At 66.9% G+C, this 19,247-nt stretch carries 18 protein-coding genes; 3 read left to right on the top strand and 15 right to left on the bottom strand.

Going from position 1 to position 19,247, the window contains the following annotated elements; all coding sequences use genetic code 11:
* Positions 1-56 precede the first annotated feature (56 nt).
* Positions 57-476, bottom strand: coding sequence for an alternative ribosome rescue aminoacyl-tRNA hydrolase ArfB (gene arfB, locus ASE61_RS13990; protein ID WP_061967840.1), 420 nt, complete (start codon positions 474-476; stop codon positions 57-59).
* A 37-nt stretch (positions 477-513) separates the two neighbouring features.
* On the opposite strand from arfB, the gene mazG reads away from it, so the two are divergent.
* A complete protein-coding gene (mazG, locus tag ASE61_RS13985) occupies positions 514-1,350 on the top strand; it encodes a nucleoside triphosphate pyrophosphohydrolase (RefSeq protein WP_061967839.1) in 837 nt (278 codons plus the stop codon).
* Between the two features lie 15 nt (positions 1,351-1,365).
* On the opposite strand, the gene hflX is transcribed toward mazG, so the two are convergent.
* The 7 genes from hflX to dusB all read right to left on the bottom strand — a co-directional run bounded on the left by hflX (position 1,366) and on the right by dusB (position 10,621).
* A complete protein-coding gene (gene hflX, locus ASE61_RS13980) occupies positions 1,366-2,694 on the bottom strand; it encodes a GTPase HflX (protein WP_200959643.1) in 1,329 nt (442 codons plus the stop codon).
* A 73-nt stretch (positions 2,695-2,767) separates the two neighbouring features.
* The gene (hfq, locus tag ASE61_RS13975) at positions 2,768-3,016 is read right to left on the bottom strand and encodes an RNA chaperone Hfq (RefSeq protein ID WP_038365847.1); all 249 of its coding nucleotides are present in this window, start codon (positions 3,014-3,016) and stop codon (positions 2,768-2,770) included.
* A gap of 213 nt (positions 3,017-3,229) precedes the next feature.
* Complete coding sequence (locus tag ASE61_RS13970) at positions 3,230-4,597, bottom strand: sigma-54-dependent transcriptional regulator (RefSeq protein ID WP_061967836.1); 1,368 nt, start codon at positions 4,595-4,597, stop codon at positions 3,230-3,232.
* A complete protein-coding gene (locus ASE61_RS13965; RefSeq protein ID WP_244492836.1) occupies positions 4,594-6,882 on the bottom strand; it encodes a sensor histidine kinase NtrY-like in 2,289 nt (762 codons plus the stop codon). Before ASE61_RS13965 ends, ASE61_RS13970 begins: the two co-directional genes overlap by 4 nt.
* A 121-nt stretch (positions 6,883-7,003) precedes the next feature.
* Entirely contained in the window at positions 7,004-8,455 is a 1,452-nt protein-coding gene (gene ntrC, locus ASE61_RS13960) for a nitrogen regulation protein NR(I) (protein ID WP_061967834.1), read from the bottom strand.
* Positions 8,456-8,471: 16 nt separating this feature from the next.
* On the bottom strand, positions 8,472-9,605 hold the full coding sequence (locus ASE61_RS13955; RefSeq protein ID WP_082617450.1) for an ATP-binding protein: 1,134 nt from the start codon (positions 9,603-9,605) through the stop codon (positions 8,472-8,474).
* A 26-nt stretch (positions 9,606-9,631) separates the two neighbouring features.
* Complete coding sequence (gene dusB, locus ASE61_RS13950) at positions 9,632-10,621, bottom strand: tRNA dihydrouridine synthase DusB (RefSeq protein ID WP_061967832.1); 990 nt, start codon at positions 10,619-10,621, stop codon at positions 9,632-9,634.
* A gap of 147 nt (positions 10,622-10,768) precedes the next feature.
* Between dusB and ASE61_RS13945 the strand changes: the two genes are divergently transcribed.
* The gene (locus tag ASE61_RS13945; RefSeq protein WP_061967830.1) at positions 10,769-12,004 is read left to right on the top strand and encodes a bifunctional 2-C-methyl-D-erythritol 4-phosphate cytidylyltransferase/2-C-methyl-D-erythritol 2,4-cyclodiphosphate synthase; all 1,236 of its coding nucleotides are present in this window, start codon (positions 10,769-10,771) and stop codon (positions 12,002-12,004) included.
* A gap of 2 nt (positions 12,005-12,006) precedes the next feature.
* On the top strand, positions 12,007-12,504 hold the full coding sequence (locus tag ASE61_RS13940) for a CinA family protein (protein WP_061967828.1): 498 nt from the start codon (positions 12,007-12,009) through the stop codon (positions 12,502-12,504).
* Between the two features lie 4 nt (positions 12,505-12,508).
* Here the strand turns inward: ASE61_RS13940 and ASE61_RS13935 are convergent, their stop codons facing one another.
* From ASE61_RS13935 to ASE61_RS13905, 7 genes are all read right to left on the bottom strand, one after another.
* Entirely contained in the window at positions 12,509-12,982 is a 474-nt protein-coding gene (locus ASE61_RS13935; RefSeq protein WP_061967827.1) for a type II toxin-antitoxin system RatA family toxin, read from the bottom strand.
* A 15-nt stretch (positions 12,983-12,997) separates the two neighbouring features.
* Positions 12,998-14,011, bottom strand: coding sequence for a lipoyl synthase (lipA, locus tag ASE61_RS13930; RefSeq protein ID WP_061967825.1), 1,014 nt, complete (start codon positions 14,009-14,011; stop codon positions 12,998-13,000).
* Between the two features lie 101 nt (positions 14,012-14,112).
* Positions 14,113-14,391 (bottom strand): GlsB/YeaQ/YmgE family stress response membrane protein, encoded by a 279-nt coding sequence (locus tag ASE61_RS13925; protein ID WP_061967823.1) that lies wholly within the window; start codon positions 14,389-14,391, stop codon positions 14,113-14,115.
* An 82-nt stretch (positions 14,392-14,473) separates the two neighbouring features.
* Positions 14,474-14,884, bottom strand: a complete 411-nt coding sequence (locus ASE61_RS13920) for a GlsB/YeaQ/YmgE family stress response membrane protein (RefSeq protein ID WP_156407097.1) — start codon at positions 14,882-14,884, stop codon at positions 14,474-14,476.
* Between the two features lie 119 nt (positions 14,885-15,003).
* Positions 15,004-16,443 carry a dihydrolipoyl dehydrogenase gene (gene lpdA, locus ASE61_RS13915; RefSeq protein WP_061967819.1) on the bottom strand — a complete coding sequence of 480 codons (1,440 nt, stop codon included), beginning with the start codon at positions 16,441-16,443 and terminating at the stop codon, positions 15,004-15,006.
* A gap of 18 nt (positions 16,444-16,461) precedes the next feature.
* On the bottom strand, positions 16,462-17,808 hold the full coding sequence (locus tag ASE61_RS13910) for a pyruvate dehydrogenase complex dihydrolipoamide acetyltransferase (protein ID WP_061967817.1): 1,347 nt from the start codon (positions 17,806-17,808) through the stop codon (positions 16,462-16,464).
* A 13-nt stretch (positions 17,809-17,821) separates the two neighbouring features.
* The gene (locus ASE61_RS13905) at positions 17,822-19,234 is read right to left on the bottom strand and encodes a pyruvate dehydrogenase complex E1 component subunit beta (protein WP_061967816.1); all 1,413 of its coding nucleotides are present in this window, start codon (positions 19,232-19,234) and stop codon (positions 17,822-17,824) included.
* Positions 19,235-19,247 lie beyond the last annotated feature (13 nt).

The raw sequence follows: 19,247 nt of genomic DNA, 5'->3' as shown, positions 1-19,247 counted from the left end.
GCGGTACTCGGGCGGGGCGGGCACCCTGCCCTCGCCTATCCCCTTGATCCGTCATACTAATCGTTTGCCGGCTTCTGCCGGCCGGCCTTGACGCCGGAGCGCTTCTCCTTCGAGGCGAGCCGGCGTTCCTTCGAGGCCTTGGTCGGCTTCGTCGCGCGCCGGACCTGCGGGCGCACGGCAGCCGCCCGGATCAGCTCCAGCAGGCGCTCCAGCGCCTCCTCGCGATTGCGCTTCTGGCTGCGATGCGCCTGGGCGACGATGACGATCACGCCGTCTTGCGTCAGCCGGCTGCCGGCGAGCTTCATCAAGCGGATCGCGACATCGTTGGGCAGGGACGGCGAGCCGCGGGCGTCGAAGCGGATCTGCACCGCGCTCGACACCTTGTTGACGTGCTGGCCGCCCGGGCCCGAGGCGCGCACGAAACTTTCCTCGATCTCGCTCTCGTCGATCGCGATGGACGGGGTAGCTTGAATCATGGGAGGAGCGTAGCCGAATTCACGGAGACATGCAGCGTTGAAGCCCTCTCGCGACATTGCCGGACTGATCGAGATCATGGCCGCGCTGCGCACGCCGGGCACCGGCTGTCCCTGGGACCTGGAGCAGGATTTCGCCTCGGTCGCGCCCTATACCGTCGAGGAGGCCTATGAGGTCGCCGACGCCATCGCCCGCGGCGACAAGCTCGACCTCAAGGACGAGCTCGGCGACCTGCTGCTCCAGGTCGCGTTCCATGCGCGCATGGCCGAGGAGGAGGGTTCCTTCGCCTTCCCCGACGTCGTCGAGGCGATCACGAGCAAGCTGATCCGCCGGCATCCGCATGTCTTCGGCGATGCGCGTGATCTCTCGCCTGCCGAGGTGAAAGTGCTCTGGCACCGGATCAAGGCGCAGGAGAAGGCGGCCAAGGCTGCGGCGCGCGAGGCCGCCGGCCTGCCGCCGCAGACGGAGGAGCGCGGCGTGCTCGCCGGAGTGCCGCATACGCTGCCCGCCCTCACCCGCGCCTGGAAACTGCAGGCCCGCGCCTCGACCGTGGGCTTCGACTGGAACGATGCCCGCCTCGTGCTCGACAAGATCCGCGAGGAAACCGCCGAGATCGACGAGGCGCTTGCCGGCGGCGACAAGGCCGCGATCCATGAGGAGATCGGCGACCTGCTCTTCGTCGTCGCCAATCTCGCCCGCCATGTCGATGCCGACCCGGAAGGCTGCCTCGCCGCCGCCAACGCCAAGTTCGAGCGCCGCTTCAAGGGCATCGAGGAGGCGCTGGAAGCCGAAGGGCGGACGGCGAAAGAGGCCAGCCTCGACGAGATGGAGGCGCTTTGGCAGGCGGTGAAGCAGCGGGAGAAGAGCGCCCGTTAGCGCCTGCCGCGCTTGTTATCCCTGCCGCTCAGCCTCGGGAAAACGCGCCGTGAACGCCCCTTCCCGCTCGAGCGGCAGACGCACGACGAGCTTCAGCCCGCCATCCTCGCCATCCTCGCGCTGGAGGATTTCGCCATTGGCATGCAGCCAGGCGAGCGACTTGCCGTCTCCGGGCACGAGATCCAGCGTGTAGACCGGGCGGCTCGACGCGATCCGCGCTTCGATCGCGCGTGTCAGGCGTTCGATGCCTTCCCCGGTCAGCGCCGAGACCAGAACCGGGCGCGATCCGTCCGGCCGGAGCGTGGCGATGCCGAGCTGGCGCTCGCGTTCGGCCGGGTCGAGCAGGTCGGCCTTGTTCCAGACTTCGATGACCCGCTGGCCATCGTCCGGGTTGATCCCGAGATCGCGCAGGATCGCCTGCACGTCGGCGGCCTGCGCCTGCGTGTCCTCATGGGCGACGTCGCGGACATGCAGCAGCACATCGGCCTCGATCGCGTCCTCCAGCGTGGCGCGGAAGGCGGCGACGAGTTGCGTCGGCAGGTCGGAGATGAAGCCGACCGTGTCGGAGAGCATGATCCGCGCGCCATGCGGCAGCTTGATCGCGCGTGCCGTGGGGTCGAGCGTGGCGAACAGCATGTCCTGCGCCAGCACCTCGGCCGAGGTCAGCCGGTTGAACAGCGTCGACTTTCCGGCATTGGTGTAGCCGACCAGCGCAACGATCGGATAAGGCACGCGTTTCCGGCTGGCACGATGCAGCGAGCGCGTGCGCTTCACGCTGTCGAGATCGCGCTCGATCTTGGTCATCCGCTCCTGGATGATGCGCCGGTCGGCCTCGATCTGGGTCTCGCCGGGGCCGCCGAGGAAGCCGAAGCCGCCGCGCTGACGTTCGAGATGGGTCCAGGACCGCACCAGGCGGCTCTTCTGGTAGTTGAGATGCGCGAGCTCGACCTGGAGCGCGCCTTCCTTGGTGCGCGCGCGCCGGCCGAAGATTTCGAGGATCAGCCCAGTGCGGTCGATGACCTTGCAGCCAAAAGCCTTTTCGAGATTGCGCTGCTGCACCGGCGACAGGGCGCAATCCATCACGACGAGGCTGATCTCCTCAAGCTTGATGCGCTCGGCCAGTTCCTCGACCTTGCCCTTGCCGAGATAGGTCGCGGGTCGGAGTGCCGTCAGCAGCACCTGCACCGGCTCGACGACCGTCAGGTCGATCGCGGCCGCAAGGCCGACGGCCTCGTCCAGCCGCGCCGCGAAGGAACGCAGATTGGCATCGACCGCGACGCCGCGCTTCTGCGAATAGGGTCCGACGACAAAGGCGCGCGTATTCGCCGCGATGTCGCGTTCGATTTCGTCGAGCGGCTTCGCGCCTGTGACCCGCGTGGCCGCCCGATCCTTGTCGTCCTTGTGGCTTGTCGCCAAATCAGTTCTTGTCCGTTTCCTCGGGCTCGAACAATTGCACCGGGTGTCCGGGCATGATGGTCGAGATCGCGTGCTTGTAGACGAGCTGCGAATGACCGTCGCGGCGCAGCAGCACGCAGAAATTGTCGAACCAGGTGACAACGCCCTGCAGCTTGACGCCGTTGACGAGGAAGATCGTCAGCGGGATCTTCTGCTTGCGCACATGGTTGAGGAAAGTGTCCTGGAGGTTCTGTGCCCGCTCGGCGGCCATGGGTAGTCCCTGTTGTTGGGATCGCCGATCGGATTAAATCCAGCGATCCAATTCGTTCCGTTTCAGGCCGGGGGCGCATTCCACCAGCGTCGGAACACCGATGCTCCATTAGATCGTCGTCTTCGCCCACAACGCAAGTGCAGCAATGCCGACTTTAGATGCATGCCGCCTGCGTGGCGTGCAACTGGGCATGCGTGACGCGCCTGACGCGTCTCAACCGACGCCGAGCGACTTCAGTTTCCGGTGCAGCGCCGAGCGCTCCATGCCGATGAACTCGGCCGTGCGCGAGATATTGCCGGAGAAGCGCGCGATCTGCGCGATCAGGTATTCGCGCTCGAAGATCTCGCGCGCATCGCGCAGCGGCAGGCTCATCAGGCGCTCGCCGCCCGAGCCCGAGGGCGTCGTCGGCACCATCGCGCCAACCTCGGCCGGCAGCATCTCGATCGTCACCTCGGCCGTCGGATCGCCCTTGGTCAGGATCATCAGGCGTTCGACATTGTTGCGCAGCTCGCGGACGTTGCCCGGCCATTCATGTGATTGCAGCACGGCCATCGCGTCGCTGCCGATCTGGCGCTTCGGCAATCCGCTCGCGATCGAGATCTGTTCCATGAAGAACTCGATCAGCTCGGGCACGTCCTCGCGCCGCTCCGACAGCGGCGGCACCTTGATCGGCACGACGCCGAGGCGGTGATAGAGATCCTCGCGGAAATGCCCGTCGGCGATGAGCTGCGCCAGGTCGCGGCTCGACGAGGAGATGACGCGGACATCGACATGGACCCGCGTCGCGCCGCCGACGCGCTGGAAATTCTGGTCGACCAGCACACGCAGGATGCGGTTTTGCGTCTCGCGCGGCATGTCGCCGATCTCGTCGATATAGAGCGAGCCGCCATGGGCCTCCTCGAGCGCGCCGATCCGGCGCGACCGCCCGTCGCCGCCTTCGACGCCGAACAGCTCCTCCTCCATGGTCTCGGGCGTGATCGTCGCCGCGTTGATGACGACGAAAGGCCCGCTCGAGCGGGTCGAGGCCTCGTGCAGCGTGCGCGCCGCCAGTTCCTTGCCGCAGCCGGGCTCGCCGGTGATCAGCACGCGCGCATTGGTCGGCGCGACGCGATCGATCGTCTGACGGAGCTGGTTCACGACCGTGGTGCGGCCGACGATGCGGTCGGCCTGGACCGAGCGCGTCTTGAGCTCGCGAACTTCGCGGCGCAGGCGCGATGCCTCCAGCGCCCGCTCGGCGACCAGCACCAGCCGATCGGCCTTGAACGGCTTCTCGATGAAGTCGTAGGCGCCGCTCTTGATCGCGGAAACCGCCGTCTCGATGTTGCCGTGGCCGGAGATCATCACCACCGCGAGATCGGGATTGCTCTCCTTGATCAGCTCCAGGACCTGCAGGCCGTCGAGCCGGCTGCCCTGCAGCCAGATATCGAGGAAGACGAGGTTCGGCCGGCGCGACGCGATCGCGGCGAGCGCCTCGTCGGCGGAGCCGGCCTTGCGGGTCCGGTAGCCCTCGTCTTCCAGAAGGCCGGCGACCAGATCGCGGATATCGACTTCGTCGTCCACTACCAGGATGTCAGCGCTCATAGGCGTATCCCATTCCTTGAATCCGTGTTGCGCGAGCCGTTTTCCGGCTGGGCGGCCGCATCGCCGCCCTCCGTGTCCTGCGCCGGGCCTGTTTCGGGGAACCAGAGGCGGATGCGCGCGCCCCGTGCACCGCTGGCGGCATCCGGACGGTCGAGCAGTTCAATGCCGCCGCCATGGTCCTCCAGGATCTTGCCGACGATGGCGAGGCCCAGGCCGGTCCCGCCTTCCCGCGTCGTCATATAGGGTTCGAGCAGCTTCTGGCGCTGGTCCGCCGGCAGGCCCTTGCCGTTGTCGATCACGTCGATGACGACCCGGCCGTCGTCAAGGCGGGCCATCTGGACGTCGATGCGCCCCTGCCCGCGCTCATCGGCCGGAACGGCCTCGATCGCCTCGGTCGCATTCTTGATGACATTGGTCAGCGCCTGCGAGATCAGGCGCCGGTCGAAGCGCGCCGGCACCGGGTCCGGAGGCAGCGTCTCGGCGATCGTCGTCTCGGGATTGCCGACCCGCCAGAGGAAGACGATCTGGCGGACAGTCTCGACGATGTCCTCGCGAGCAAGCGACGGCTTCGGCATGCGGGCGAACGAGGAGAACTCGTCGACCATGCGCCGGATATCCTCGACCTGCCGCACGATCGTGTCGGTGCATTGGTCGAAGACGTCCTTGCCCTCGACGATGACGCGCCCGAACCGGCGCTTGATGCGCTCGGCCGAGAGCTGGATCGGCGTCAGCGGATTCTTGATCTCATGCGCGATGCGGCGGGCGACGTCGGCCCAGGCGGCGGTGCGTTGCGCGGAGACGAGGTCGGTGATGTCGTCGAGCGTCACCACGAGCCCGGCTCCCATCCCCTCGCCTTCCCTGACGGCCCGGATATTGACCATCCGGTCCTGCCCGGCGCGGGTGAAGGCGACCTGGCCGGAGCTCTGGCGCTGGCGGTTCTGCAGCGCTTCCGCGACGAAGCCGGCCACCTCCGGCGCGATCTCGGCGATCGGCTTGCCGAGCAGGCGCCCGCCGGTCCCGAGCAGGATCTCGGCCGAGCGGTTGATCGTCGTGACATGCCCGTCGCCATCGAGGCTGAGCACGCCGGAGGAAACGCCGGAGAGGACCGTCTCGGTGAAGCGCCGGCGCCGGTCGATCACCTCGCTCGCCGTGACCAGGCTGTCGCGCTGGCGGCGCAGCTCCGCCGTCATCTTGTTGAAGGTCTCGCCCAGATGGGCAAGGTCGCCCTCGGATCGTCGGATTGGCACCTGGACGTAGAAGTTGCCACTCGACACCTGGTCGGTCGCATCGATCATCCGCCGGATCGGCGCGACGAGTCCGTTGGCGAAGCTCAGGCCCAGCCAGATCGCCGAGAGCAGCAGAATCAGCGCGATCAACCCGTACATCGAGGCGAAGGCGATCTGGACGCCCTTCCGGCGCGCATCGATCGAGAGGTATTCGACGGCAGCGCCGCGTGCGACCGACGGGAACTCGACCGCGAGCGGGTCGACCTCCCGCGCGACATGCAGGAAGCTGTTGTCATAGGCCGGCAGCTTCATCACGGCGCCGAAGACGGTGCCCGTCCGCGGTATCACGCAGATCGGCTCCGGCGCGGATTTCGCATCGTCGAAGGCGGCCTGGTCCGGCATTGGCGGATCGCGCAGCACATTGATATTGGCGCGCACGATCACCTTGTCCGGCGGCTGCATGACCGCAGCGACCGGAAGGCCGAGCGCCGTCGCGCGGGAGGTCAGGAAATTCTCGAACCATTTGCGATCGACGTCGAAAGCGGGCTTCGCCCGGCTCAGGTCGTCGGCCAGCACCCGGATCTCGCGCCCGAGCGAACGGCACTGGCTCGCGGCATAGGCGTCGGCGACCTCGACCGATTTGAAGACGGCATCGCGCATCCGGTCGGAGAACCATGGCTCCAGCCCGCGCTCGATCGTGACGGTGGCGATGATGGCGACGAGCACCGCCGGCAGGGCGGCGATGATGCTGAACAGGCCGACGATGCGGACATGCAGCCCCGCAGCAGCCGCGCCAGCCTTGCGGGCGCGGATCAGCACCGCGGCTTCGAAGGCCACGATGACGACCAGGACCAGAATCAGCAGCGCGTTGAGCACGAAGACGCCGACCACGACCTCGTGCACGGGTGCGATCGGCGTCGCACCGGACAGCACGAGGAAGGTGAGCAGCGCCGAGATCAGCGCGAGCGCGACGACGATTCCGCCGACCCAGCCCGAGACGCGGCGGGATTTCTCCTCGCCACGCGGCATCATTCTGGCTTCGTTGACAGAAGCGGACACGTTTCGCGACAACTCCGATAGGGGCAGGGATCGCAAACCGATCGCGCCTGCGGGCGCCACTGATGCGCCGCCGCAACGGTGTTGTCAAAATATGACATTCACAAGGCGGGATGGCCCCGTTTCAGCGTGGCGAGCGCACCACCTGCATGTCGAGTTCGCGAATCTTCTTGCGCAGCGTGTTGCGATTGAGGCCGAGAAGCTCCGCGGCGCGGATCTGGTTGCCGCGGGTCGCGGCCAGCGCCGCGGCGATCAAGGGCGGCTCAATCTCGCGCAGGATGCGATGATACAGCCCCGGCGGCGGGATATTGTCGCCGAATCCGCCGAAATACTGGCCGAGATGGCGTTCGACCGAGCCGGACAGCGTCTCCGTGCGCTCGGATGTCGCCGGGCTATTGGTAAATCCCGGCCCCACCGCTGCAGGCTGCAACTCCGCCTCGATGATCGGCGCGGTGATCGTCTCCTGCGGATAGAGCGCCGCCAGGCGCCGGACCAGGTTCTCCAGCTCGCGGACATTCCCCGGCCAGCGATACTGCCGCATCACGTCCATCGCTTCCGAATCGACCTGCTTGCGCGGCAGGCCTTCCTTCTCGACCAGCGTGAAGAAATGGCGGACGAGGTCCGGGATGTCCTCGATGCGCTCGCGCAGGGGCGGCAACCGGATCGGCACGACGTTCAAACGGAAGAACAGGTCCTCGCGGAACAGGCCCTGCGCGATCGAGATGCGCAGGTCCTTATTGGTCGCTGCGACGATGCGGACATTGGTCCTGATCGGGGTGCGCCCGCCGACCGTGGTGTATTCGCCCTGCTGGAGCACCCGCAGCAGGCGGGTCTGCGCCTCCATCGGCATGTCGCCGATCTCGTCGAGGAAGAGCGTGCCGCCCTCCGCCTGCTCGAAGCGGCCGGACGAGCGCGTCAGCGCCCCGGTGAAGGCGCCTTTCTCATGGCCGAAGAGCTCGGATTCGATCAGGTCCTTCGGGATCGCGGCCATGTTGATCGCGACGAAAGGGCCGTTCTTGCGCTTGCCGTAATCGTGCAGGGCGCGGGCCACCAGCTCCTTGCCGGTGCCGGATTCTCCGTTGATCATCACGGTCAGGTCGATCGGCATCAGGCGTGCCAGCGCGCGGTAGACGTCCTGCATCGCCGGCGAGCGACCGATCAGCGGGATGTCCTCGGGCTCGGCCGCGTGCCCGCGTGCCGCCTCGCCCCGCGGCCGCGACAGGGCGCGCCCCACGATGGCGACGAGTTCCTTCAGGTCGAAGGGTTTCGGCAGATATTCGTAGGCGCCCCGCTCCGACGCCTTGATCGCCGTCATGAAGGTGTTCTGCGCACTCATCACGATGATCGGCAGTTCCGGCCGCACCCGCTTGATGCGTGGCAGCAGGTCGAAGGCGTTCCCGTCCGGCATCACGACATCGGTGATGATGAGGTCGCCCAGTCCCTGCGCGGCCCAGGTCCAGAGGGTCGCGGCCTGGCCGGTGGTCCTGACTTCATAGCCCGCCCGGGCGAGCGCCTGGTTGAGGACGGTGCGGATCGCGGCGTCGTCGTCGGCGACGAGGATATGACCGGTCGGCATGGGTTGCTTGAGGCCTCTACGTTGCCTGCCCTGACCGGAGTTGGTGCAGGGGCAGGAGTATCCTGAAATGCGTCCGGCGCGGAACGGACTCGCATTCGACGATTCCGCCGTGATCGCCGATCACCTTGGCGACAAGTGCAAGTCCAAGGCCACTTCCCTGGGCCTTGGTCGTGACGAAGGGGTCGAACAGGTGCTGCACCAGGTCGGCCGGCACGCCCGGCCCGTTGTCGCGCACCCCGATTTCGAGCGGCAGCGCGATCCGTTCCGAAGAGCCGGGAACCTGCAGGCGGATGCCGGGGCGATAGGCCGTTGTCAGCGTGATCTCGCCATCGATCGCATCTTCGCCGATCGCCTCGGCGGCGTTCTTGACGAGATTGAGCAGGACCTGGACGAGCTGGTCGCGGTTGCCGGCGACCGGCGGCAGCGAGGGATCATAGGTCTCCGTGAAGCGGATATGCCGGGCAAAGCCGGAATGGGCGAGGCGCTTCACATGGTCGAGCACGTCGTGGACGTTGACCGCGTCGCGCTCGCTCGGCCGCTCGTCGCCGAACAATTCGACGCGCTCGACCAGCTTCACGATCCGGTCGGTTTCGTCGCAGATGAGTTGCGTCAGCATCCGGTCGGAATCCGGGATCGAGCCTTCGAGCAGTTGCGCGGCGCCCCGGATGCCCGAAAGCGGATTCTTGATCTCATGCGCCAGCATCGCGCCGAGCGCGGTTATCGAGCGTGCTGCTCCGCGATGCGTCAATTGCCTGTCCATTTTTTCGGCAATTGTCCGTTCCTGCAGCATCAGCACGACCGCATCGCCCTGACTGGGCAAGGGAGAGGCAAAGACATCGACGATGTGATCGGTTCCGAGGCGCGGCGTGCCGAGATCGAGGCGGTATTCGCTGACGCTGGCACCGCGGCGCTGCACCTCCTCGATCACCCCCAGCACGGGTGAGCCGAAAGCGACGAAATCGTCGATGCGCTGGCGCTTGAGCAGAGCGGCGCTCGACTGGAAGAAATCCTCGGCCGCCGTATTCGCATACAGCACGGCATGGCTCTCCCCGATCACCAGAACCGGCATCGGCAGCACGTTGAGTGCCTGGATCTCGATCGGGTCGAGCAGGTAGGCGCTGCGGCCTCCAGGCCCGTTGTCGGTAAACATCGCCGTCATCGCCTCATCCTCTCGGCTCAAGCGGCTTCACGATCGCGGTCGGTCGAGAACAGGCCCGTCAGCGCCGCTAGGACCTGCTTGGGCTGATCCGAGGTCAGAAGGCTGCGGCGTAGCTCGGCATCGGGCCGGCAGCCCTCGGCCACAGCCTCTTCCGCATAGGCGGCGAGATGCTTGCGGGCGTGTCGCACACCATGGGCGATGCCGATCAAGGCCAGCAGGCCTTCGTAATGTTCGCAGGCCAGCGCCAGCTTCTCAGCCAGCGTCGGTGCCCGAAACGCGCGCCCGTCGAGTGCCGCGCCGATCTCGCCGACCAGCCAGGGCCGCCCAAGCGCAGCGCGCCCGACCATGACGAAATCGGCGCCCGACTGCGCGAGGCAGCCTCGTGCATCCGCAACGTCATGGATGTCGCCATTGGCCACCAAGGGGAAATCCCCGGCAGCGCGCACCGCCGCGATGGCCTGCCAATCCGCCTTGCCTTTGTAGAATTGCTGGCGCGTCCGGCCATGGACCGTGATCATCCGCGCACCCGCCGCAACCGCGCGACGGGCAAGCTCCGGAGCGTTGCGGGAGGCGTCGTCCCAGCCCAGCCGCATCTTGACCGTCACCGGCACGCCGGTGGCGGCAACCGCAGACTCGATAAGCGCAACGGCATGATCGAGATCGCGCATCAGGGCGGAGCCGGCCCAGCCGCCCGTCACCTTCTTGGCCGGGCAGCCCATATTGATGTCGACGATATCGGCGCCGTTGGCCTCGGCCAGCCGCGCCGCCTCCCCCATCCAGTAGGGGTCGCAGCCGGCGAGCTGGACGACATGCGGCGACACGCCCTCGCCCTCCGCGCGGATGCGCGCTTCCTCGCTGCCGCGCACGAATTCGTCGGAGGCCACCATCTCGGATACGACGATTCCGGCATGGCTGCGGGCTGCGAGCCGGCGCATGACGATATCGGTCACGCCGGACATCGGCGCCAGGAAGGCGCGGGACGCGATCGGGATACCTGCGATGTCCAAAGGGGCAGCCTGCTTTTAAGGCATTTCTCTGGATGCATATTTATTGGACAATGCTGCGGGAGCGCAAGCGCTTAGAGAGAAATGCTGCATTGCAACAGCGTCGCACCCCCTGCCCCATCGCAGCAGAATTGGTTATGCCATGCGGCCATGACCCGCTTGCAGCCAGAATCCAGCACCGTGCTCCGTCACTCCGATGCGCCCCAGCCCGTCGCTGCCCTGCTCGTCGCGGCTGGCCGCGGACTGCGGGCCGGCGATGGCGAGCCGAAGCAATATCGCCTCGTCGAGGGGCGTCCCGTTCTCGCCCATGCGCTGACGCCCTTTCTGGCGGAGCCCTCGATCGCGCGCATCGCCGTCGTGATCGGCGAGGGCGACGAGGCGCGCTACACCAATGCCATGGCCGGCATCGACAGCTCCCGGCTTGCGGCCCCGACGCTCGGCGGCGCGACGCGCCAGGCCTCGGTGCGGCGCGGCCTGCTTGCGCTTGCCCGCGAGGGCTTCGACGGCATCGTGCTCGTCCACGACGCGGCCCGGCCCTTTGTCTCTCGCGCACAGATCAGCGCGGCCATCCACCGGCTTGGCGCCGGTGCGATCGCCGCCATCCCCGCCCTGCCCGTAACCGACACCGTGAAGCGCACCAGCGCCGACGGCCATGTCGCCGAAACCCCGCCGCGCGACCAGCTCGTCACCGTCCAGACGCCGCAGGCTTTCCGCTTCAGGCCGCTGCTCGACGCCCATGAAGCTGCGGAGGCAGCCCTGCTGCACGGCTTCACCGACGATGCCGCCCTGATGGAGTGGGCCGGTCACCCTGTCGCGACCTTCCAGGGCGACCCGGCTAATGTGAAGCTGACCCATGCCGCGGATTTCCTGCGGGCCGCGGCTCACCCCGGCAGGACCCTCGTGACGCGAGTCGGCACCGGCTACGATGTCCATGCCTTCGGTCCCGGCGACCATGTCTGGCTTGGTGGCGTCCGGATCGGACATGATCAGGGCGTCATCGCCCATTCCGATGGCGACGTCGCGCTCCACGCCTTGACCGATGCCCTGCTCGGCGCGCTCGCCGACGGCGATATCGGCACGCATTTCCCGCCGAGCGATCCGCAATGGCGCGGCGCGGCATCGGCCCAGTTCCTCGCCTTTGCAGCCACGCGGGTCCGCGAGCGCGGCGGGCGGATCGACTTCCTCGACCTGACCGTCGTCTGCGAGGCCCCGAAGATCGGCCCGCACCGCGAGGCCATCCGCGCCGAGATCGCGGCGATCGTCGGCCTCCCCCTCGGCAAGGTCGCGATCAAGGCGACGACTTCGGAACGTATGGGCTTCACCGGGCGACGCGAAGGCCTGGTCGCCCTGGCGACTGCGACGATCCGCCTGCCCGAGGAGGACTAGCCATGTTCGATCTCGATATCCGCTCGCTCGCGGCCGAACTGCTGAACATGAGCATGGAGCGTGGCTTCACCGTCGCCACGGTCGAATCCTGCACCGGCGGTCTCGTCTGCGGTGCGCTGACCGCCATCGCCGGCTCGTCCTCGATGGTCCAGGGTGGCCTGATCACCTACGCCAACGAGGCCAAGGCCGCGCTCGCGGGCGTGCCGATCCTCCTGATCGAGCAGCACGGCGCCGTGAGCGAGCCAGTGGCCCGCGCCATGGCGGAGGGCGGGCGCACGCGCCTCGACGCCACGTTCGCGGTCTCGATCACCGGCGTCGCCGGCCCCGGTGGCGGCAGCGCCGAGAAGCCGGTCGGGCTGGTCCATTTCGCCTGCGCCGGCCCCTCCGGCACGCGCCATCGCGAGCGGCGCTTCGGCGAGCAATCGCGCGACGAAATCCGTCGGCTCAGCGTGTTGGAAGCGCTCGACCTGCTGCGCGAGACGGTGCTGACCGGGCCGTGACCGCTCAGGCGCCCAGCACGGGCGCCGTACCGCGGCCATAGACCAGATCGGCGCGCTTCTCGAAGGCTTCGGCAAACTTGCGGAAGGCCTTGTCGAACATCGCGCCCATCAGCAGGCCGAGCATCCGGCTGGCGAACTCGTAGGAGATGAAGAACCCGACCTCGCAGCCCGCCTCATGCGGCTTGAAGGTCCAGCGGTTCTCCAGATAGCGGAACGGTCCGTCGACATATTCGACGAGGATCTTGAGATTGGTCGGATCAAGCGTGACGCGACTGGTGAAGGTCTCGCGGATCGCCTTGTAGCCGACGCTCATATCGGCCAGCAGTACCTCGCCGCCGCCTTCGCGGGGTGTGCGCCGGCGCACCGTCAGCCCCTCGCAGAGCGGCAGGAACTGCGGATATTTCTCGACATCGGCGACGAGCGCGAACATCTGCTCGGGCGAGTGCCTCACCCGGCGGGTGCTGTTGAACATCGGCATCGAGGGCGCGCCTTCTCAGCCGCGGCTGTTATGGCCGATACCGATCTGGGCATCGCGCGCTGCACGCAGCTTGGCGAAATCCTCGCCCGCGTGATGCGAGGAACGGGTCAGCGGCGTCGAGGACACCATCAGGAAGCCCTTGGCATAGGCGATGGTCTCGAAGCTCTTGAACTCGTCGGGCGTGACGAAGCGGATCACGGCGTGGTGCTTGCGCGAAGGCGCGAGGTACTGGCCGATCGTCATGAAATCGACCTCGGCCGAACGCAGGTCGTCCATCAGCTGCAGCACCTCGTTCCGCTCCTCGCCGAGCCCGACCATGATGCCGGACTTGGTGAAGATGGTCGGATCGAGTTCCTTCGCCCGCTGCAGCAGGCGCAGCGAATGGAAATAGCGGGCGCCCGGCCGCACCTTCAGGTATTTGCCCGGCACGGTTTCGAGATTGTGGTTGAACACGTCGGGCTTGGCCGCCACGACGACTTCGAGCGCGCCGGGCTTGCGCAGGAAGTCCGGCGTCAGGATTTCGATGGTGGTGCCGGGCGAAGCCTTCCGGATCGCCTTGATGACCTGGGCGAAATGCTCGGCACCGCCGTCCTTGAGGTCGTCGCGGTCGACCGAGGTGATGACGACATGCTTGAGCCCGAGCTTGGCGACGGCATCAGCGACCTTGCGCGGCTCTTCGAGATCGAGTGGCAGGGGCACGCCGGTCTTCACGTTGCAGAAGGCGCAGGCCCGCGTGCAGGTGTCGCCCATGATCATGAAGGTGGCGTGCTTCTTCTCCCAGCACTCGCCGATATTCGGGCAGCCGGCCTCCTCGCAGACCGTGACCAGCTTCTCGGCCTTCACGATCGCCTTGGTCTCGGCCCATTTCGGCGAGCCCGGCGCCTTGACGCGAATCCAGTCCGGCTTGCGCAGCACCGGGTTTTCCGGCCGCTTCTGCTTCTCGGGGTGGCGCACTTCCGCGGCTTGCGCCTTCGGATTGCCGGCATTGGGCCGCGGATCGCGGTTCAGCAGGTCGAGAACAAGCGCCATAACAGGGTCCGGGCTTCAACAGCAGGAGCCGGCCAAAGCCGGCTCCCTCTAGCTAATCCCCAAAGCGCTCTGCCGCAACTGCCGGCCCCGGCAACAGAGCTTCACCTGCGACCGCGGGCCGCGTTCCAGATCACGATGACGATGATCGCGCCGGCGACCGCCGCGACCAGCGTCCGCCAGAAGCCGAAGACCGGAATCTCCAGGAGCTCCGCGACCTTGGCGCCGACGAAGGAGCCGGCGACGCCGACAAGCATATTGGTGAAGAGGCCGTGATCGGACGAGGTCAGGCGCTCGGCGATCCAGCCGGCGAGCAGGCCGATCAGCAGAGTCATGAAGAAGCCATAGCCCGGCTGGGCCATGGTGGCGGCAAAGCTTTCCATCGCGGATATTCCCCTAGCCATGCGCGAATGCGCGCGTACCCAACGGCGTCGGCTGCCGCCGGTTCCACGGGGTGATGGTATCTCAGGCGATGAAACGCGCCAGCAGGATAATCAGGATGGCGCCGATGACCGCCATGCCGGCATCGTCGAGGAAGCCATAGCCGGTATTCAGGCGCCAGCCGGTCAGGCGCACGATGCCCTGCCCGACCAGCATGCCGAGCACGCCGACGACCGCATGGCGGATCACGCCGCCGCCACCGACGATCAGGCTGGCGGCGAAGCCCGTGACGGTGCCGAAGGCGACGGTCGGCACGATGACGCTCCAGTCGAGCGGCAGCGTCCGGCGCGGCGGCAGGATCTCGACCTCCTCGTCGCGGACGACGCGATCGGGCTTGGCTGATTTGCGGGTGCGTGGCGGCATCGGCGCAATATGGAGCGCAGGCGGGCTGCCGCCAAGCGGCAGCCACAGCGCATCGGCGTCATTCTTGAACAAGGTCGTCATTCTCGGGCAGCGCAAAGCGACGACCCGAGAATCTTGTGCCGGATGAGGCTCAGGCGCCCGCTCGTCACGAGATGCTCGGGTCAAGCCCGAGCATGACGTGCTCTAAAAAATCAGGCGTTCAGCACCTTGCCGTAAGCGTCGAGCACGCTCTCCTTCATCACTTCCGACAGGGTCGGATGCGGGAAGATCGTGTGCATCAGCTCTTCCTCGGTCGTCTCCAGGTTCATGGCGACGACGAAGCCCTGGATCAGCTCGGTCACTTCCGGGCCAACGAGATGGGCGCCGAGCAGCTTGCCGGTCTTGGCGTCGAAGATCGTCTTGGCCATGCCGCTATCCTCGCCGAGCGCCACGGCCTTGCCGTTGGCGACGAAGTTGAAGCGGCCGACCTTGATCTCGTGGCCGGCGGCCTTGGCTTTCGCCTCGGTCAGGCCGACGCTGGCGATCTGCGGGTGGCAATAGGTGCAGCCCGGGATCATCAGCTTGTCCATCGGATGCGGATGCAGGCCCTTGATCGCCTCGACGCAGATCACCGCCTCGTGCTCGGCCTTGTGGGCCAGCATCGGCGGGCCGGCGACGTCGCCGATCGCATAGACGCCCTTCACATTCGTCCGGCAGAGATCGTCGATGACGATGCAGCCGCGATCTGTCTTCACGCCGAGCGTCTCGAGACCCAGGTTCTCGATATTGCCGACGACGCCGACGGCCGAGATCATGCGGTCCGCCGTGATCGTCTGCTTGCCGCCCTTCTCATCCTCGATATGTGCGGTGACAGAATCGGCACCCTTCTCGACCTTGGTGACCTTGGCACCGGTCAGGATCTTCATGCCCTGTTTCTCGAAGGCCTTGCGGGCGAAAGCGCCGATCTCGGCATCCTCCACGGGGACGACCTGCGGCAGCACCTCGACCACGGTGACCTCGACGCCCATCGTCCGGTAGAACGAGGCGAATTCGATGCCGATGGCGCCGGAGCCCATCACGAGCAGCGATTTCGGCATCTTCGCCGGAACCATCGACTCGAAATAGGTCCAGATCAGCTTGCCGTCCGGCTCGAGACCGGGCAGCGCGCGCGGCCGGGCGCCGGTCGCGACGATGATATGGTCGGCGGTATAGGTGCCCTCGCCCTTGGCGTTCTTCGGCGGCGGCGTCTGCGGCTGCATGGCCGGCTTCTTGGTCGGCGCGACGGCGATCGTGCCGGGCTTGGTCAGCTTGGCCTCGCCCCAGATCACGTCGACCTTGTTCTTCTTCATCAGGAACTGGACGCCGTTGTTCATCCGCGTGGCGATGCCGCGCGAGCGCTTCACGATCGCCTCCAGATCGGCCTTGAACGAGCCTTCCAGCACCAGCCCGTAATCCTTGGCGTGCTGGCCGTAATGCAGGATCTCGGCCGAGCGCAGCAGCGCCTTGGTCGGGATGCAGCCCCAGTTCGAGCAGATGCCGGCAAGATGCTCGCGCTCGACGATCGCGGTCTTGAAGCCGAGCTGCGCGGCCCGGATCGCGGCGATATAGCCGCCGGGGCCGGAGCCGATGACGATGATGTCGTAGTCAGCCATGGTTTTTCTCCCGCCGCCTCAGACCAGCATCGCCATGGGCTTTTCGATATAGCCCTTGAACGCTGCGAGAAGCTCGGCCCCGAGCGCGCCATCGACGGCGCGGTGATCGGTCGAGAGCGTCACCGACATCACCGTCGCGACGGCCGGCTGGCCGCCCTTGACGATGACGCGCTGCTCGCCGGTGCCGACCGCCAGGATCGTGGCATGCGGCGGATTGACGATCGCCGCGAAGTCCTTGACCCCGAACATGCCGAGATTGGAAACCGCCGTCGTGCCGCCCTGATATTCCTCGGGCTTCAGCTTGCGGGCCTTGGCGCGGGCCGCCATGTCCTTCATCTCGTTGGAGATCTGCGACAACGTCTTGTGGCAAGCGTCGCGGATGATCGGCGTGATCAGGCCGCCTGGGATGGAGACCGCGACGCCGACATCGGCATGCTTGTGCTTGAGCATGGTGTTGTCGGTCCAGGAGACGTTGGCGTCCGGCACGGCCCTGAGCGCCAGCGCCAGCGCCTTGATCACCATGTCGTTGACCGAGAGCTTGTAGGCCGGCTTGCCGTCCTTCTCCGGCGCGGCGGCGTTGAGCTCGCCGCGCAGCTTCAAGAGCGCATCGAGCTCGCAATCCACGGTGACGTAGAAATGCGGAACGGTCTGCTTGGCCTCGGTCAGGCGGCGCGCGATCGTCTTGCGCATGCCGTCATGCGGGACCTCCTCGTAGGAGCCCGGCTCGAACAGCTTCTTGACCTGTTCGTCGGAGGGACCGCTCGCGAGCGGCGCAGCCGCAGGCTTCGGCGCAGACGGTGCAGCAGCGGCAGCCGGAGCAGCCTTGGCACCACCACCGGACTTGGCGGCCTCGACATCCTTCTCGACGATGCGGCCATGCGGGCCGGAGCCCTTGATCGCATTGAGGTCGAGCCCGGCCTCCTTGGCGATGCGGCGCGCGAGCGGCGAAGCGAAGGCACGGCTGCCATCGGACTTCGCCGGGGCGGATGTGGCAGGAGCTTCGGCAGCCTTGGCGGGCGCAGCCGCCGCCGGGGCGGCTTCAGCCTTCGCAGGTTCGGCCTTGGGAGCTTCCGCCTTCGGCGCGTCGCCCTTGGCGGGAGCCGACACGCTCTTGGCGTCCTCGCCCTCGCCGGCGATCACGCCGATCACCTCGTTGACCGCGACATCGGCCGTGCCTTCCGGCACCACGATCTTGGCGAGCACGCCCTCGTCGACCGCCTCGACCTCCATCGTGGCCTTGTCGGTCTCGATCTCGGCGATGATGTCGCCGGACTTGATCGTGTCGCCTTCCTTCTTCAGCCATTTGGCGAGATTGCCCTTCTCCATCGTGGGAGAGAGCGCGGGCATCAGGATGTTGGTCGGCATCGGTCAGCCCCTCTCAGCGATAGCAGACGGCCTTGGCCGCCGCGACGACCTCGCCGATGTTCGGAAGCGCGAGCTTCTCGAGATTGGCCGCATACGGCATCGGCACGTCCTTGCCGGTGACGCGGGCGACGGGAGCGTCGAGATAATCGAAGGCCGCCTCCATGATCTTCATACCGATCTCGGCGGTTACGCCGGACTGCGGGAAGCCCTCCTCGACCGCGACGCAGCGATTGGTCTTCTGCACCGAGGCGATGACGGTTTCGATATCCATCGGGCGGATCGTGCGGAGGTCGATGACCTCGGCCTCAATGCCCTCCTTGGCCAGCGCCTCGGCGGCGCCGAGCGCATAGGTCATGCCGATGCCGAAGGAGACGATCGTGACATCCGTGCCCGGACGCACCACCTTCGCCTTGCCGATCGGGATCAGGAAATCGTCGCCCTTCGGCACGTCGAAGGACTTGCCGTACATGATCTCGTTTTCGAGGAAGATCACCGGGTTCGGATCGCGGATCGCACTCTTCAGCAGGCCCTTCGCGTCAGAAGCGCTGTAGGGCATCACGACCTTGAGACCCGGCACGTTCGAGTACCACGCCGCATAGTCATGGCTGTGCTGGGCGCCGACGCGGGCAGCCGCGCCGTTCGGGCCGCGAAACACGATCGGGCAGCCCATCTGGCCGCCGGACATGTAGAGCGTCTTGGCGGCGGAGTTGATGAGGTGGTCGATCGCCTGCATGGCGAAGTTGAAGGTCATGAACTCGACGATCGGCTTCAGGCCGGAGAGCGCCGCGCCGACGCCGATGCCGGCGAAGCCGTGCTCGGTGATCGGCGTGTCGATCACGCGCTTGGCGCCGAATTCCTGCAGCAACCCTTGCGTGACCTTGTAGGCGCCCTGGTACTCGGCGACCTCCTCGCCCATGACGAAGACGTCCTTGTCGCGGCGCATCTCCTCGGCCATCGCATCGCGCAGGGCTTCGCGGACCGTGGTGCTGACGAGCTCGGCGCCGGCCGGGAATTCCGAGGAGGAATCGTAGGCCTTCGCCTGAGCCGGGACGGTGTCCGGCTTGCTGGCGGCGGGCACGTCCTCGCTCTTGGCCTCCGCCGGCTTGGCTTCGGCTTTCGGCTCGGCCTTGGCTTCAGGCGCAGCAGCCTTGCCACCACCGCTGGCCGCAGCCGCAACATCCTCGCCCTCGGCGGCGATGACGCCGATCGGGGTGTTCACGGCGACGTTCTCGGTGCCATCCGCGACGAGGATCTTGGCGAGCACGCCCTCGTCGACGGCTTCGACCTCCATGGTCGCCTTGTCGGTCTCGATCTCGGCGATGATGTCGCCGGACTTGACCTGATCGCCCTCTTTCTTCAGCCACTTGGCCAGTTTTCCTTCCTCCATGGTGGGGGAAAGGGCAGGCATGAGAATGTCGATCGGCATGAACGCACCCGGA

Source organism: Allobosea sp. Root670 (assembly GCF_001429415.1).
In the GTDB taxonomy this organism is placed as follows: Bacteria; Pseudomonadota; Alphaproteobacteria; order Rhizobiales; family Beijerinckiaceae; genus Allobosea; species Allobosea robiniae.
This window is presented reverse-complemented; position numbering and strand designations above follow the sequence as displayed.

Excerpts from the sequence above, each read along its gene's own strand:
- ASE61_RS13945 (WP_061967830.1), top strand. The coding sequence starts at position 10,769 with ATGACCCGCTTGCAGCCAGAATCCAGCACCGTGCTCCGTCACTCCGAT.
- arfB (WP_061967840.1), bottom strand. The coding sequence starts at position 476 with ATGATTCAAGCTACCCCGTCCATCGCGATCGACGAGAGCGAGATCGAG.
- hfq (WP_038365847.1), bottom strand. The coding sequence starts at position 3,016 with ATGGCCGCCGAGCGGGCACAGAACCTCCAGGACACTTTCCTCAACCAT.
- ASE61_RS13935 (WP_061967827.1), bottom strand. The coding sequence starts at position 12,982 with ATGCCGATGTTCAACAGCACCCGCCGGGTGAGGCACTCGCCCGAGCAG.
- ASE61_RS13925 (WP_061967823.1), bottom strand. The coding sequence starts at position 14,391 with ATGGAAAGCTTTGCCGCCACCATGGCCCAGCCGGGCTATGGCTTCTTC.
- ASE61_RS13955 (WP_082617450.1), bottom strand. The coding sequence starts at position 9,605 with ATGTTTACCGACAACGGGCCTGGAGGCCGCAGCGCCTACCTGCTCGAC.
- lpdA (WP_061967819.1), bottom strand. The coding sequence starts at position 16,443 with ATGGCTGACTACGACATCATCGTCATCGGCTCCGGCCCCGGCGGCTAT.
- ASE61_RS13940 (WP_061967828.1), top strand. The coding sequence starts at position 12,007 with ATGTTCGATCTCGATATCCGCTCGCTCGCGGCCGAACTGCTGAACATG.
- ntrC (WP_061967834.1), bottom strand. The coding sequence starts at position 8,455 with ATGCCGACCGGTCATATCCTCGTCGCCGACGACGACGCCGCGATCCGC.
- ASE61_RS13910 (WP_061967817.1), bottom strand. The coding sequence starts at position 17,808 with ATGCCGACCAACATCCTGATGCCCGCGCTCTCTCCCACGATGGAGAAG.
- ASE61_RS13970 (WP_061967836.1), bottom strand. The coding sequence starts at position 4,597 with ATGAGCGCTGACATCCTGGTAGTGGACGACGAAGTCGATATCCGCGAT.
- ASE61_RS13905 (WP_061967816.1), bottom strand. The coding sequence starts at position 19,234 with ATGCCGATCGACATTCTCATGCCTGCCCTTTCCCCCACCATGGAGGAA.
- lipA (WP_061967825.1), bottom strand. The coding sequence starts at position 14,011 with ATGGCGCTTGTTCTCGACCTGCTGAACCGCGATCCGCGGCCCAATGCC.